Origin of the sequence: Kitasatospora sp. NPDC127121, from assembly GCF_042677305.1 — a bacterium.
GTDB lineage: Bacteria > Actinomycetota > Actinomycetes > Streptomycetales > Streptomycetaceae > Kitasatospora.
Window position 1 is genome coordinate 1 of the sequence record NZ_JBHXTQ010000054.1, and the last position, 14,953, is coordinate 14,953.

The window sequence follows — 14,953 nt, forward strand, 5'->3', positions numbered from 1 at the left end:
TCGGGTTCGCCGGAGTTGAAGGCGAAGTACCTGGGGGCGTTGGCGCGGGGTGAGGGGATGTTCTCGTACTGCCTGTCGGAGCCGGAGGCGGGTTCTGACGCGGCGGGGATGCGGACCCGGGCGGTGCGGGACGGGGACTTCTGGGTGCTGAACGGGGTGAAGCGCTGGATCACGAACGCGGGCGTCTCGGAGTTCTACACGGTGATGGCGGTGACGGATCCGGAGCTGCGGTCGAAGGGGATCTCGGCGTTCGTGGTGGAGAAGGGCGACGAGGGGGTGTCGTTCGGTGCGCCGGAGAGGAAGTTGGGGATCAAGGGTTCGCCGACGCGTGAGGTGTACTTCGACAATGTGCGGATTCCTGCGGACCGGATGATCGGTGCGGAGGGGACGGGGTTCGCGACGGCGATGCGGACGTTGGACCACACGCGGGTGACGATCGCGGCGCAGGCGGTGGGGATCGCGCAGGGGGCGTTGGACTACGCGAAGGGGTATGTGAAGGAGCGGCGGCAGTTCGGGAAGGCGATCGCGGAGTTCCAGGGTGTGCAGTTCATGCTGGCGGACATGGCGATGAAGCTGGAGGCGGCGCGGCAGTTGACGTATGCGGCGGCGGCGAAGTCACAGCGTGGGGACGGGGATCTGACGTTCTTCGGGGCGGCGGCGAAGTGCTACGCGTCGGATGCGGCGATGGAGATCACGACGGATGCGGTGCAGTTGCTGGGCGGGTACGGGTACACGCGGGACTATCCGGTGGAGCGGATGATGCGGGACGCGAAGATCACCCAGATCTACGAGGGGACCAACCAGGTCCAGCGCATCGTCATGGCCCGCAACCTGCCGTAACAGCCTCTCCGAGGTGCACCGACGGCCGGGCCGAGCACCCGGTCCGGCCGTTCGGGGCCGATGCTATGTTCCGGGAATGAGCGAGAAGGAAGAGCAGGACCTGCCCATGAACGACGGGCCCGCCAAGCCGGCGATGCGCGAGGCGCTCGTCGCCGCGGCCTTCGAGCTCTTCCTGGAACGCGGCTTCGAGCAGACCACCATCGACGACATCGTCTCGCTCGCCGGGGTCGGCCGGCGCTCCTTCTTCCGCTACTTCCCGGCCAAGGAGGACGTGGTCTTCCCGGACCACGAGCGCAGCCTCGCCGAGATGACGGAGTTCCTGGAGTCCGGCACCGGCGAGGAGGACCCGGTCAAGCACGCCTGCGACGCGGCCCGGCTCGTCCTGCGGATGTACGCCGAACAGCCCTCCTTCTCCGTCCAGCGCTACCGCCTCACCCGCAAGGTCCCCGGCCTGCGGGCGTACGAGCTCTCCGTGGTCTGGCGCTACGAGCACACGCTCGCGGCCTACCTGCGCGGCCGGTTCGCCGACCGCCCGGACGGCCCGCTGCGCGCCGACGTGACCGCCGCCGCCGTCGTCGCCGCGCACAACCACGCCCTGCGCACCTGGCTGCGCTCGGGCGGCGAGAGCGACTGGGTGGTCGAGGTCGACGCGGCGATGGCCTTCGTCACCGGCACCTGGAACGACCGCCCGGGCGGGGAGTCCGGGGGGTCTGGGGAGCCCGGGGAGTCCGGGGCGGACGATGTGGTGGTGCTGGTCGCCAGCCGCCGGGCGCCGCTGTGGCGGATGGTCCAGGGCATCGAGAGCGCGCTCGGCGACGCCCACCGGCTCTGACCGCCGGCTGCTGGCTCCGGCCGCCGTCGACGCCCACCCGCTCCGGTCGCCAGCCGCCCCGGAGAGCGCTCTCACCCGAACGGCGCAACTCCGCTCGTCCGGCGCCCGGCTGACGGGCCGCACGCCGTGCGGGCCGCCCGGCCCCGGGCGAGACTCGGTCGCAGGACGGGGGCCGCGCGCCCCGGGAGCGCGAAGGAGCGGCGATGCCGGGGACGCCCCAGCAGCAGAACGGTGGCCCCACCCTGCGCCAGGTGCTGCTCGGCAAGGGCTACCTCGGCCTGCTGCTGGTCGCCACCCTGATCGGCGTCCCGGTCTCGCTGGTCGCCTTCGGCTTCGTCGGCCTGGAGCACCAACTCCAGCACTGGGTCTGGGAGAGCCTGCCGGTCGCCGCCGGCTTCGACCGCGCCCCCTGGTGGTGGCCGCTGCCCGCGCTGCTGCTGGCCGGCCTGCTGCTCGCCCCCGTGGTCACCCGGCTGCCCGGGCGCGGCGGCCACGTCCCGGTGGACGGGTTGGGCGGCCCGCCCACCCCGCCGGGCGCCGTCCCCGGCGTGGTGCTGGCCGCGCTCGCCTGCCTGCCGCTCGGCGCGGTGCTCGGCCCGGAGGCGCCGCTGATGGCGATCGGCGGCGGCCTCGCGCTGCTCGCCGTCCGGTCCGCCAGGCGGGCCCAACGCCCGGACCTGGTACCGGTGTTGGGCACAGCCGGGGCGGCGGCGGCGATCTCCACCATCTTCGGCAGCCCGCTGGTGGCGGGCGTGATGATGATCGAGGCGGCCGGGCTGGGCGGCCCGCGGCTGATCGCTCTGATCCTGCCCTGCCTGCTGGCCAGCGGGGTCGGTGCGCTGGTCTTCACCGGCTTCGGCCACTGGACCGGGCTGTCGATCGGCGCGCTCTCGCTGCCGCGGGTGCCCGAGAGCGGCGTCCCGGACCTGGGCGACTTCCTCTGGGGCGTCCCGCTGGCGGTGGTGATCGCCGTGGTCTGCGTGGCCGGGCAGGCCCTCGGCCGGCGGGTCAAGGCCTTCACCACGGGCGATCCGGCGGGCCCCCGGCCGGTGCCGACCGCTCGTCGGACCGCCGTCCGGACGGTGCTGTGCGCGATCGCCGTCGGGGCCTGCCTCGCGGCGTACGCGCTGCTCACCGGTCGCTCACCGGAGGAGGCCGCGCTCTCCGGGCAGGCCACCCTGGGCGCGCTGGCGGCCGACCCGGCGGCCTGGTCGATCGGCGCGCTGCTCGCCCTGGTGCTGTGCAAGACGGTCGGCTGGGGGATCGCCCTGGGCAGCCTGCGCGGCGGCCCGATCTTCCCGGCGATCCTGATCGGTGCCGCGCTCGGGGCGGCCTGCGCGCCGCTGCCCGGCTTCGGTACCGCGCCCGCGCTGGCCGTCGGACTGGCCGCCTCCGGCGCGGCCGTCACCCGGCTTCCGGTCACCAGCACGGTGCTGGCGACGGCGCTGCTGGGCGGCCAGGCCGCCGATGCGATGCCGCTGCTGATCGTCGCCGCGGTGACGGCCTTCGTCACCGGCGAGCTGCTCCGGGGGCGGTCGAGACGCGTCCACGTCCTGCCCGGCCGGGGCAGGCCGGCACCGGCCGACTGACCGGCCCGCCCTCGTCCGGCCCTCGCCCCGCCCTCGTCCAGTCCTCGTCCGGTCCTCATCCAGCCCTCGTCCAGTCCCTGGACGCCGGCGCCCCGACGTCAACGTTCTGCGGCGCGAAAGCCCGTTCGGGGGACGGCAGATGAACAACTGCGGATTCCACAGCCCCCGGTCGGCGGTGTGCGCGATAACGGAGGGACCCCGGCCGACCGGCCGGCGAGGCACCAGGACCAGCAGCCAGGGAACCGAGGAACCACACCCATGCCGATCAGCGACTACGGCGTGCTCGCCGCCACCGCCGTCGACCGGCGCCGCGAGGGCGCCACCGACACCCCGCACTACCAGATCCACCTGCGCGACGCCGGGGGCACCGACTACCGCGCGGCGGTCAACGTCCTCTCCCAGCAGGCCCCCGCGGACCTGCGCTACCTCGCGGTCGAGGACTTCCGGCACCCCGTCACCGGTCTCCTCCCGCCGGCCGGCAGCGGCTGGAACCCGCTGCCGTCCCGGCCGGGCACGGCGAGCCTGGACTTCGTCCGCGGGCACCTGTTCGACCCCGCGGCGATGCGCGTCCTGCCGCCCGACCTCCCGGGCCCGGACAACGACCTCGCCGACATGCTCGACCAGCACGTCCAGCGGGCGATCGCCGACCCGGCGGCCGCGGTGTACGTCTTCGGGCAGCGCTTCGGGCCCGAACCCGGCGTCCCGGACAAGGTGTTCGGCTTCCTGCCCGGCAACGGCGTGCACGACGTGCACATGAACCAGGGCAACAGCGGGCGGTTCCGGACGGACGACGGCGTCTACCAGGACGGCGCGCTGCTCATCCACCTGCCGGCGGAGAGCCGGTGGGCGGCGGTGTTCCTGGCCTTCCAGTCGCAGTCCTGGCACACCGACGACCGCACCGGGCACGCCCTGCCCGCGTCCGTCCCGCACCCCACGCGCCCCCGGACCGGCTCCCGCCAGGCGACCGGCCCCCAGCAGTAGCGTCCGCCGGGCCCGTCGGCGTTCTCAGCCCGCGCTGCGGGACCGGCGGGACTGGGCGAGCAGCCAGGCGTAGACCTCGGGGTCGTCGTACGTCCGCGTCCAGGAGTCGTGGCCGACCCCCGGGTAGCGGGTGAACCGCACCGGACCGCCCGCCTCCCGCAGCGCCTCGACCACCCGCTCGGTGTGGGCGACCGGGACGACGTCGTCCTCCCCGCCGTGGAAGGCCCACACCGGGAGGGCGGCGAGGCGCGGCGCCGCCTCCCTCAGCCCGGACCCGCAGATCGGCACGGCGGCGGCGAACCGGCGCGGGTACCGGGCGGCGAGTGCCCACGTGCCGGTGCCGCCCATGCTCAGCCCGGTCACGTACCGCCGGTCCGGGTCGATCCGGTACGTCCGCGCCACGTCCTCGACCAGGGCCGCCAGCGCGCTCACCTCCGCGACCCACGAGCTGTGCGCCGGGCACTGCGGGGCCACCACCACGAACGGCAGCTTCGCCCCGGCGGCGATCTGCCGCACCGGCCCGTGCACGGCGAGCGCCGCCAGATCCTCGCCGCGCTCCATGGCGCCGTGCAGGAACAGCAGCAGCGGCCACGGCCCGGGGCCCTCGTCGTACCCGTCCGGCAGCGACAGGGCGTACCCCAGGTCGTTGCCGTCCTCGTCGACGGCGAACCGGTGGTGCTGAACAGGTGCGGACATCGGTCTCCTCCAAAGGCGCCAGGGGTTCCACGGGGCGGACCCGCCGCCACCACCCTTACCGAGCAGCCTCTCCGATCGATGACGCCGCCGTCACGGTTCACGTCGCAAAGACGCCGGACGGGGCCCGAGCGAGGGCGGCGCGGCGATGCCGAACTCCCGGCGGAGCGCGGAGAGAGCGGCGAGGTAGCCGCTCATGCCGTGGACACCCGGACCGGGCGGGGTGGACGCGGAGCACAGGTAGACGCCGGGCAGCGGGGTCGCGTACGGGTTCCATCGGAGGGTCGGGCGCATGAGCAGCTGGCCGAGGGTCAGGGCCCCGGCCCCGATGTCCCCGCCGACGTAGTTGGGGTTGTACGCCTCGTACTGGACGCCGTTGGTGCTCCTGGCGGCGAGGACCGTCTCGCTGAACCCGGGCGCGTACTTCTCGATCTGTGCCGTGACGGAGCCGGTGGGGTCCGCCGCGTACCCGTTGGGGACGTGCGCGTAGGCCCAGACGGGCCTCTTCCCGGCGTGGACCCGGTCGGGATCGGCGATGCCGGGATCCACCAGCAGCACGAAGGGGTCGCCCGCGTCGACGCCGCGGGCGACCCCGGACTCCCGGCGGTAGATCTGCGCCTGCGACCCTCCGAGGTGCACGGTGGCGGCCCTGGCCACGTCGGTGTTGCGCCACGGGATCGCCTCGGACACCAGGAAGTCGACCTTGGCCGCCGCGGGCCCGTACCGGAACCTGCCGAGTCGTCGCCGGTAGGCGGCGGGCAGTCGGTCGCCCGCCACGGCCGAGAACTCCTTCGGCCCGGTGTCGAACATGACGACGCGCGAACCGCGCACCTGCGCCAGCTCGGTGATGCGCGCACCGGTGTGGATCAGCCCGCCGTGGCGCCGGATGTCCTCGGCCAGGCCGGCCGCGATCTCCGAGCTCCCGCCGCGCGGCACCGGCCACCCCGAACTGTGCGCCAGGTGGCCGAGGAAGACCGACACGGCTCCGCCGACGATGCTGGGGAGCCTGCCGACGGCGTGCGCGGCCACCCCGGCGAGGAGGGCGGCCGCCTCGTCGGTCGCGAACCGGCGCGTGGCGAGCGCCGTCCCGTGGACCAGGGACCGCCACGCGAGCATCGCCGGAGTCCGCAGGGACGCGGGGACGGAGCGGAAGTCGGAGAGGAAGAGCTCCCCGATCTCGGTGCTGCGGCCGATGAGCGGTGCCATCAGCCGCCGCCAGCCGGCGCCGTCACGGCCCAGTGCGTCGCAGGTCCGGTCGAGGTCGTGGTACGCCACGGCGGCTCGCCCGTCAGCCAGCGGATGGGCGTAGGACGCTTCCGCCTGGAGCAGGTCGACGCCGCGGGCCGACAGGTCGAACCGGCGGAAGAACGGCGAGACGGCGGCCATCGGATGGACGGCGGAGCAGATGTCGTGCCGTACGTCGCTGTCGAACAGCGCGTGCGTGCGCAGGCCGCCGCCGATCTCGTCCTGGCTCTCGTAGACGTCCACGTGCAGCCCGGCGCGGGCGAAGGTGACGGCCGCCGCCAGGCCGTTCGGCCCGCTGCCCACGACCGCGACGTCGCTGTTCCATTTCATGCTCGGCCCGCCTCGTTCGTGGTCGGTCCGCCGCGCGGGACTCCACGGGCGGGGCGGCCGCTCACCGGGAGCTGGTGCTACCGGCGGCCCTCCGCATCGAACATTCCTTCCAGCTCCTTCAGGACCGACGGCAGGTAGAAGCCGGTCTCGCCCTCCCATTTTCGCTTCCCGACGCTGTAGGCCGCGACGGTTTGGCTGACCGAGACGTTCGGGCGCTGCAGCAGGAGCTCCATGTTGCGTTCGACGACGGCATTTCCGGCCGGAAAGGCGGTGGCGAGCACGATCGGCTTCTCGGTGATCTGCAACGCCATGGTGGCGGGGGTGTTGCAGTTTCCCGCGGCGAGCCGCATGGCGAAATCGAGCGTCGCGGGGAAGACGGCGAAGGCGTCGACGCGTTCGCCGATCTCCACGTGCGCGGATTCCGGGAGGGAGGGGTCGGCGTAGTCGTCGGTCCACACGTCGCCGCCCACCAGTCGGCGCAGGGCGTCCAGCGTCACGAAACGCTGTGCGGACCTGGTCACCAGGAGGTCGCTCGTGATCCGGGGAAACGACTGGCGCAGCCAGTGCAGCCAGTACGGCGTGAGCGCGGCGTTGATGGATCCGGTCACGATGAACAGGATCCGCTTCTCGCCCAGATCGGGGATCTCCTGATTGCCGGCGCTTCCGGCGCTTCCGACGTTTCCGGTGTTTCCAGCGCTTCCGCCGGTTCCGCTGCTTTCGGTGCTTTCGGGCATCTCGGTATTCCCCCGGTTCACAGGGCGAGTTCCGGCGAGATCATGATGGGCTTGATCCCGTCGGCACCCTCGGTCGGGACGGACGCCACGATCATGAACTGGTAGTCGCCCGACTCGCTGCTCTTCCTGCACGCGTCCCGCACGGCCCCGGCCATCAGGTTGTACCCGTCGCTGTTCAGCATCCACTCGAACATGGCCCCGTTCGAGGCGAGCGTGCGCACCTGCGACGCCATGTCGAACAGCGCCTTGGGAACCCGGCTCCCCGGGTTCCACAGCACGGCGAGCGGCTTCGCCTCGTTCCGCATGGCCAGGTCGGCCCACGTGGTCCAGCCGTCCGCGGGCGTCGCGCGCGTGCGGTAGAAGACGTACAGGTCCTCGATGCCGGGGTTCGGGGCGAAGAAGCGCCATTGCGGCAGGTCGGGGAAGAACGGCAGGCGCATCTTGATCGGCAGCTTGTCGTCGGGCAGGTTCTCGAAGACCGTCAGCACGACGTGCGTCACCAGGGCGGCCTTGACCAGGGACGCGACGGCCCTGCGCCACGCGCTCATGAGTTCTCCAGGATGATCGCCGCCGTCTGCTGCGCCAGGGCGGGCTTGGCGATGATGGACCGGTGGCTGCTCGCCGGCACGACGTGGAAGTCCGCGGCGACCCGCTCGCTGAGCTTGCGCTGCTGCTCGGTGTTGTTGGCGGCCGAGATGACGACGCGCCGCAGCGGCCCGGCGGCCACGAAGTCCTGCCCGGCGAGGGGCTCGTGCAGGTACTCCTGGCGAGCCGCCAGCAGCACCTGGGGGCTGGAGATCGAGGCCAGGTACGCCCGTTGGATGTCCGGGCGGTATTCGAGTTCCCGCTCGGTGGGGCTCGTCAGCCAGCGGGTGGTGCCCAGGGCCGAGCCGAGCAGCCGTCGCGCGGTGTCCTGGTTGTAGCGCGCCACCCGCCTCTTCGACCCGCGGTCCTCACCGAGGAGGACGGCGTCCGTCCCGTCGACGATGTGCAGGACGGTGGCGCGCTCGCGCACGTACGCGGACTCCGCCGCGACGTTCATGGCGGTGAGGGCGCCGATCGAGTGGCCGCACAGGACGACGTCGCCCTGCGGCGCGAGCTGTTGCAGGAGGAACTCGACCAACTGGGCCGGCCGCAGCCTGCTCTTCGAGCGCCAGTACCCGCTGCGGTGGTAGCGCAGCACCCGGAAGCGCCGGCTGAGCAGCCCGGCCACCCAGTCCCAGGATTCCAGCGGCGCGCCCAGGCCGCTTTCGAGGACCGCGACGGGGGCGGTGGGGCCGAGCTCCCCGCCATCGAGCGCGTACTCGATCGCGAGGCCGTCCGGGCCCTGGATCAGGGATGTCCCCTTGAGCCCGCCGCGCCGGGTGTACTCCTCCTCCAGGCGGATGTACGAGAGGTAGGCGCTGACCACGGCGGCGGCCCCGAAGGTGGCGACCACCTGGCGTTCGAACCTCATCCCCGGCCCCCGTTCCTGGGGAGGCGGTCCACGGCGTAGAGGACCGCCGCGTGGGCCGAGCTGAATCCCCAGAAGAACCGCGGCAGGCCCATCGTCACGGCGATGCCCAGGTGGAAGAGCTTGACGCCGGCCAGGGCCCTGCGGGCGTCCGCCGGTGCCAGCAGGTAGACGATCGGGAACCCCGTCTCCCAGACGATGGTGAACCACGTCATCGAACTGCACAGCAGCGGGCTCTTCTTCAGCCACTTGGCGACCGCGCTGTCCCCGTACTGCTGGGTCTGCAGGACCTGTTCCAGCGCCTCGCCCGACCGCCAGGTACTGGAGATCGCCTTCGCCGCGCCGGCGGTCACGTAGGCGATGAAGGTCTGGGCGTTGACCGCGCGCAGGAAAAGGTCGTCGGACTTCTCGGCCTCGGGGACCAAGGCGGTGAGCACGCGGTAGCCGCAGATCAGGGCGGCCATGTGGTCCGCCCCGTCCCTGCCGAACGAGGTGCGGTACTTGCTCAGGCCGCTGGAGGCCAGCATCAGGCCGGCTCCGGTGATCTGCTGCGCCCGGCTCCTGCGGCCGGTCAGGGTCAGCGCTCCGCCGACGACGCCCATGGCCTTGATGGCGACGGCGCCGCCGTGGCTGTCGATCGCCTTGCGGAGAGCCTGCGGGACGACGCTGCGATCGCGTTTCGAACTCAGGCCCTGCAAAAGGCCGTTGGGTCCGTAGGCGGCTGTCCGGGTCAAGGCTTCGAGGCCGCTGATGATCTCGCCCACCGCGGCCGGGGCCAGCGTCCAGTAATGCGCGTCCTCGCGCGATATGGGGTGGGAAGGCTCGTTGACGATCTTAGTGAATGGCATTCACGCGTCCTCGTGCTCCGGTCGAGCGGGGCCGGAAAGGGGAACCGCTCGTCCCCCTTTCCGGCCCGTCTGCTCACATGGGTGGTGTCACCGGTGGGTCAGTTGGTTCAGCAGCCGAGGCAGATCGTGCTGCCCGTCACGACGACCTCGCACACGGCGATGATGGTGGGGGTGGTCATCGCGGGAGCGTTGTGTGCGTTCACGAAACCCTCCTGCGCCTCCGCGAACGAAGCGTTGACGGCATCGGTCACGAACTCGACACGCGATTCGGTGGCGTTCACTCTTTCTCCTTTTGATGGTGGAGACAGCGGCCAACCCACAGAGGACCGACGTCCGCTGCCGGCCGCTGCCGTTCGACCATATGTCGTTTCGGTAACCACGGGAAGACCCTTGATGTGTTCATGGTGTGCGCAATACGAATCGGCGGCGGATAATTTCGAAGAAATTGACCAATTCCATTGTAGGTGGACATTCCTCGAATTCTGCGCAATGCCCCTTTTGTTGCGGAGTCCCCGGGTGTTCCTGTATTCGATCATTGATATCGCAGGTCGGGCCTTGATCGAGAATCCGGGCGGGTGGCGGATTCCGCCGAACAGTCCGTATGGCCTCGAATCACCCCATTTGACTTGACGGCCTCGGGTTCGGGTTCCGGTTCGGCCGGAGGGCGCATGTCGGGCCGCCCGGAGGGTGTATTTGGGTCGGCTTTGCAGGATTGGGACGCCTTGCTATGATCGGCCCAATGTTCAGAAAAGTGTGAAAATGAACGTTTCGATCATCCGAGAGAAGACGGCTCGTCGATTGAAAAACAAAACCGGCAAGGCGGCGGGCGCACCGCTGCTGCAACTCGTCGACGTCACACACGCGTACGGTGACAGCACCGTGCTCGACCGGGTCTCCCTCCGCATCCACCGTGGTGAGTGCGTTTCCCTGGTCGGGGAGAACGGATCCGGCAAGAGCACCCTGCTCCGCGTGGCGGCCGGACGGGAGAGACCGTCCGGAGGATCGGTCGTCTTCGACGGGGAAGAGATCCACGAGGATTCCCTGGACGTGCGCAAGCGGGTCGCGTCGGTGATGGATCCCGGTGCGTTCTACCCGGACCTCACCGTGCGGGAGCATCTGCGGCTCGTGGCGCTGTCGCACGGCATGGGCGCCGGAGCCGATGCCGCGGTCGACGGGGCGCTGGAGTCGCACCGCCTCACGGCGCAGTCCGAACAGTTCCCCTCGGCCCTGTCCTCCGGACAGACCCAGGCGCTGCTCCTCGCCGCCGCCTTCATCCGGCCGCACGACCTCCTCATCCTCGACGAGCCCGAACAACGGCTCGACTCCCACGCCCGGACCGCCCTCGCCCGCCTGATCGCGGAGCACCGCGACCGCGGAGCGGCCGTCCTCATGGCCACCCACCACCGGGCCCTGAACGAGGTCGCGGACCAGATCGTCGAAGTCGGCTCGCGTTCGGGGCACTCGGGCCCGTCCGGGGCGGTGCAGGGGGAAGGATGAGCGGCTTGAGCGACAGCGTGGCACCCGCGACCGGGACGAGGGCGCGGGTGCCCGACAGGTCGGGGGACTGCACCGCGGACACCCTGCTGTTCCTGCGCGAAGCCCGGAGCGGCACGCGCCAGGAGAAGCGCAGGAGCGCGTGGTTCATCGCCTACACGGTCCTCCTGGTGGGCGGCTGCTGGGGCGTCCCCGCCCTGCTCCAGTGGACGAGTTCGACCCGGGCGGCCGACCGGCCGCCCGTGCAGATCGGGGAACAGGCGTCCGCGACGCTCCCGGCGCTGATCCCGGCGGTGCTGGTCCTCGCCCTGCTGCTCACCGCCCGGGGAGCGATGTGGCGCGGCCCGGTCCTGCTGGACCGGGCCACCACCGGCTTCCTGCTGCCCTCGGCCGTCGACCGGCGAGCCCTGCTCGCACCGGGGCTGCGGTCCTCGGTGGCGCTGGCCTCCGTGGTGAGCGGCGTCGCCGGCGCGGTCGCGGGCTTCCTGCTGCAGGGCCTGGCCCCGCAGTCGTGGATCCTGCTGACCCTCGCGGGCTCCTGGACGGGCGTCTCGGTGGCGCTCACCACGAGCGCGGTCGGCGTCCTGGTCGAGCGGCACGACCAGTGGATGTCCCGGTACGGCCGCAGGGTCTTCGCCGCAGGGTGGCTCCTCGCCGCGGTCGCCGCCGCCGGCGTGTGGACGGCATGGACGCAGGGGCGGACGGGCTGGCTGCAAGGCCTCCTGCTCTGGTCGGGCCCGTGGGGGTGGGCGTCCCAACCGCTCCTGTGGGCGCTCGGCCTCGTGGGTACGGCGGGCGCCGTCGGCACGGTGCTGTCCGTCGGCACCCCGGTGCTCGCCCTCGCCCTCGCCTGGCGGGAACTGCCCGCGATCCCGCAAGCCGCCCTCAGACTGCGCGCGACGGTCGCCGCCCAGATCAGCACGTCCGTCCTCATGCTCGACCTCCGCCAGGCCCGCTCCGGAGTACCGCGGCTCAAGGAGCGGAACAGCACCCCCCGGCTCCGCCTCCCCATGCCGCGGCACCGGCTGCTGCTGGTCCCGTGGCGCGACCTCACCTGCCTGCTGCGCAACCCCCGCCGCCTGGGGTGGGCCGTCGCCTGGAGCGGAATCGCCGTCGGACTGACCGCGGCGGCCCCCTCCTTCACCTCGACAGCACAGCAGATCGTCGTCGTGCTGTCCCTGGTCGCCGAATACCTGGCGGCCGCCCAACTCACCGAGCCGGCCCGGCTGGAGAGCGACGACCCGCGACGCTCCACCAACCTGCCCTGGACGTTCAAGTCGCTCGCCCTCCAGCACTCGGCGGTGCCCGGCGGCCTCCTCCTCGCGCTCACCGGAGCCGGCGCACTGGCGTGCGCGCTCGCCGGCCGGGACACCGCAGGACTCCTCCCGCTCCTCGCCTCCGTACCCGCACTCACTGCGGCCGCGCTGGTCAGCTCCTACCGGGGCGTCGTGCCCATGCACCTGACGATCGGCGTCAACACCCCCATGGGCAACACCGGCCCCGGCCAGGTGGCGCTCTGGTACCTGCGCGGCCCGCTGGCGGTCGGCACCCTCCTGTTCCCGCTCGCCCGCTCCGCAGCCCAAGGCCACCCGTACGCCGCGGCACAACTCGCCTGGACCCTGGCCGTCACCGCAGCCGCCCTCTGGTGGGTCCGGCGCACCGCCCACCGCCTCCACACCCGATAGCCCCGGCCCCACACCAGGGGCCGGCCGCCGTTGCGGACGCATCGTCGGGCGGTCCCTCCGGAGGCGGGCGCCCGTGACGCCTCATACCTGAGAGCCAGGCCGAGGACGGCTCCGCGGCGGGAGGCCGGCCGGCGGGTCCGCTGCGTAGCGTGGTGACCGAATGCACCCCGGCCGAGGAAGGCACCGTGAGCGTCCGAATTGCTGAGAGCCCCTAGGAGGTGGTCGGTGCGCGGAGCGCTGCACACCGTGAGGAAGGATCTGTTCACCCCGGCCCCGCAGCCCATGCCGCCCATGAGCGGGCCGGGACTGCTGAGGTGGCTGCCGCACGGCGCGGTCGTCGCGGTGGCGGTCTTCGCGGCCGTCTCCGCTACCGAGGACATCCCGTTGCGGCCGCTCGGGATGCTCCACGCCGCGCTCCTGGTACCGGCGCTGCGCCGGCCGCTGCCGGCCTGGTGGCTGTCGCTGGTGATGCTGCCGGTGTTCTCGTTGTACCCGCCCTTCGCGCCGTACACGGGATGGGCGTGGGCCGTGCAGGCTGGGCTGTCGTTCCTGGTCGCGCTGCGCAACCCGCCGCGGGTGACGGGCGAGACGGTGGCGCTGAGCACCGCGCTGCTGCTGGGACTGCAGCTGGCGGGCGGGTGGATCGGGCCCTGGTACTTCACGGTGATCGTGCTGGTGTTGTTCGCCCTCGTCGTGGCCGCCGCGACCGGGGTGCGCCGGACGAGGGAGGTCCGCGCCCGGCTCGCGGAGCAGGAGCGGGCCCTCGCGCAGGAGCGGGCGCACCGCACCGTCCTGGAGGAACGCGCCCGCATCGCGCGCGAGTTGCACGACGTGGTCGCCCACCACATGTCCGTCATCTCCATCCAGGCCGAGGCCGCCCCGTACCGGGTCGCGGACCCGCCCCGGGAACTGGTCGCGGCGCTGGCCGACATCCGCGCGGGCGCCCTGGAGGGACTGACCGAGCTGCGCCGCCTCCTCGGCGTGCTGCGCTCCGAGGACCGTCCCGGCGGGCGTGCTCCCGAGGCTCCGCAGCCCACCCTGGAAAGGCTCGACGACCTGCTCGCCGGGGTGCGCGCGGCCGGGCTCGACGTGCGGGCGGTGGTCTCCGGGACGCGCCGACCGCTGCCCGAGGGCGTGGAGCTGTCGGCCTACCGCATCGTGCAGGAGGCGCTCAGCAACACGCTGCGCCACGCCCCGGGCGCCGCGGCCCGCGTCGAGCTGACGTACACCGACGCCGCCCTGCGGCTGCGGATCCGCAACGGGCCCGGCACCGCGGCCGCCGAGCCCTCGCCGGGAGCCGGGCACGGCCTCCTGGGCATGCGCGAACGTGCCGTGATGCTCGGCGGGGAGTTCTCCGCCGGCACCACCCCCGACGGTGGCTACGAGGTCACCGCGCTGCTGCCGGTGCCCGCCGCCCCAGCCGTCCGGACAGACAGGGAACAGACCGCATGACGATCCGAGTGATAATCGCCGACGACCAGGCGATGGTTCGCGAGGCCTTCTCGGTGCTCCTCGGCGCCCAGCCCGGCATCGAGGTGATCGCGACCGCCGTGGACGGCCTGGACGCGGTGGCCAAGGCCGAGGAGCTCCGCCCCGACGTGATCGTGATGGACATCCGGATGCCCGGACTGAACGGCATCGAGGCCACCCGCCGGATCACCGGGCAGGCCGGCCTGTCGACCAGGATCCTCGTCCTGACCACCTTCGACCTCGACGAGTATGTGTACGAGGCGCTGCGGGCCGGCGCCGGCGGGTTCCTCCTCAAGGACGCCTCCGGGGTCCAACTGGCCGAGGCGGTACGCGTCGTGGCCGCCGGGGACGCGCTGCTGTCGCCCGGACTCACCAAGCGGCTCATCACGGAGTTCGCCCGGCTGGGCGGCTCGGCGAAACCGCCCGCCCAGGTGCGGATCGACGTCCTCACCAACCGCGAGACCGAGGTGCTCACGCTGGTCGCCCGGGGCCTGTCCAACGCGGAGATCGCCGCCGAACTCGTCGTCGCCGAGCAGACCGTCAAGACGCACATGGGCAGCATCCTGCAGAAGTTGCAGCTGCGGGACCGCACCCAGGCCGCAGTCCTCGCCTACGAGACGGGACTGGTCGTTCCCGGCCGCACCGATCTGTGATCCCGCGGTAGTGCGGCGGCACTGGCCCGGATGTCTCCCCCCGACCCCCTACCTGAGAGCTGCTCCGGAGAATGGCTCCGCGGTGTGAGGCCCGTGCGGGTGTCGG

The 14,953-nt window shown here is 72.3% G+C and carries 15 protein-coding genes; 8 read left to right on the plus strand and 7 right to left on the minus strand.

What is annotated here, in order from left to right; genetic code table 11:
* The 4 genes from ACFVHI_RS24500 to ACFVHI_RS24515 all read left to right on the plus strand — a co-directional run.
* The coding region (locus ACFVHI_RS24500) for an acyl-CoA dehydrogenase family protein (protein ID WP_380342697.1) at positions 1-840 on the plus strand (840 nt) is incomplete at its 5' end.
* Between the two features lie 76 nt (positions 841-916).
* Complete coding sequence (locus tag ACFVHI_RS24505; RefSeq protein ID WP_380342699.1) at positions 917-1,672, plus strand: TetR family transcriptional regulator; 756 nt, start codon at positions 917-919, stop codon at positions 1,670-1,672.
* 203 nt (positions 1,673-1,875) lie between these two features.
* Positions 1,876-3,261: a chloride channel protein gene (locus ACFVHI_RS24510; RefSeq protein WP_380342702.1), complete on the plus strand. Its 1,386-nt coding sequence runs from the start codon at positions 1,876-1,878 to the stop codon at positions 3,259-3,261.
* Between the two features lie 258 nt (positions 3,262-3,519).
* Positions 3,520-4,242, plus strand: coding sequence for a DUF2278 family protein (locus ACFVHI_RS24515; protein ID WP_380342705.1), 723 nt, complete (start codon positions 3,520-3,522; stop codon positions 4,240-4,242).
* Between the two features lie 24 nt (positions 4,243-4,266).
* Here ACFVHI_RS24515 and ACFVHI_RS24520 read toward each other — a convergent pair whose 3' ends face one another.
* From ACFVHI_RS24520 to ACFVHI_RS24550, 7 genes are all read right to left on the minus strand, one after another.
* Entirely contained in the window at positions 4,267-4,938 is a 672-nt protein-coding gene (locus ACFVHI_RS24520; RefSeq protein ID WP_063346944.1) for a prolyl oligopeptidase family serine peptidase, read from the minus strand.
* Positions 4,939-5,028: 90 nt separating this feature from the next.
* Positions 5,029-6,510, minus strand: coding sequence for a phytoene desaturase family protein (locus tag ACFVHI_RS24525; protein ID WP_380342708.1), 1,482 nt, complete (start codon positions 6,508-6,510; stop codon positions 5,029-5,031).
* Between the two features lie 77 nt (positions 6,511-6,587).
* Positions 6,588-7,244 carry a flavoprotein gene (locus ACFVHI_RS24530; RefSeq protein WP_380342711.1) on the minus strand — a complete coding sequence of 219 codons (657 nt, stop codon included), beginning with the start codon at positions 7,242-7,244 and terminating at the stop codon, positions 6,588-6,590.
* Between the two features lie 17 nt (positions 7,245-7,261).
* The gene (locus tag ACFVHI_RS24535; protein ID WP_063346942.1) at positions 7,262-7,792 is read right to left on the minus strand and encodes a hypothetical protein; all 531 of its coding nucleotides are present in this window, start codon (positions 7,790-7,792) and stop codon (positions 7,262-7,264) included.
* Positions 7,789-8,700 (minus strand): alpha/beta hydrolase, encoded by a 912-nt coding sequence (locus tag ACFVHI_RS24540; RefSeq protein WP_363377198.1) that lies wholly within the window; start codon positions 8,698-8,700, stop codon positions 7,789-7,791. Before ACFVHI_RS24540 ends, ACFVHI_RS24535 begins: the two co-directional genes overlap by 4 nt.
* On the minus strand, positions 8,697-9,545 hold the full coding sequence (locus tag ACFVHI_RS24545; RefSeq protein ID WP_380342714.1) for a hypothetical protein: 849 nt from the start codon (positions 9,543-9,545) through the stop codon (positions 8,697-8,699). The genes ACFVHI_RS24540 and ACFVHI_RS24545 overlap by 4 nt, the downstream gene beginning before the upstream one ends.
* Positions 9,546-9,652: 107 nt before the next feature.
* A complete protein-coding gene (locus ACFVHI_RS24550; RefSeq protein ID WP_159398383.1) occupies positions 9,653-9,826 on the minus strand; it encodes a cypemycin family RiPP in 174 nt (57 codons plus the stop codon).
* 517 nt (positions 9,827-10,343) lie between these two features.
* Between ACFVHI_RS24550 and ACFVHI_RS24555 the strand changes: the two genes are divergently transcribed.
* From ACFVHI_RS24555 to ACFVHI_RS24570, 4 genes are all read left to right on the plus strand, one after another.
* Positions 10,344-11,042, plus strand: a complete 699-nt coding sequence (locus ACFVHI_RS24555) for an ATP-binding cassette domain-containing protein (protein WP_380342717.1) — start codon at positions 10,344-10,346, stop codon at positions 11,040-11,042.
* 5 nt (positions 11,043-11,047) lie between these two features.
* Positions 11,048-12,724 (plus strand): DUF6297 family protein, encoded by a 1,677-nt coding sequence (locus ACFVHI_RS24560; protein WP_380342720.1) that lies wholly within the window; start codon positions 11,048-11,050, stop codon positions 12,722-12,724.
* Positions 12,725-12,970: 246 nt separating this feature from the next.
* The gene (locus ACFVHI_RS24565) at positions 12,971-14,176 is read left to right on the plus strand and encodes a sensor histidine kinase (RefSeq protein ID WP_380342723.1); all 1,206 of its coding nucleotides are present in this window, start codon (positions 12,971-12,973) and stop codon (positions 14,174-14,176) included.
* Complete coding sequence (locus tag ACFVHI_RS24570) at positions 14,173-14,847, plus strand: response regulator (protein ID WP_380342726.1); 675 nt, start codon at positions 14,173-14,175, stop codon at positions 14,845-14,847. Before ACFVHI_RS24565 ends, ACFVHI_RS24570 begins: the two co-directional genes overlap by 4 nt.
* Positions 14,848-14,953 lie beyond the last annotated feature (106 nt).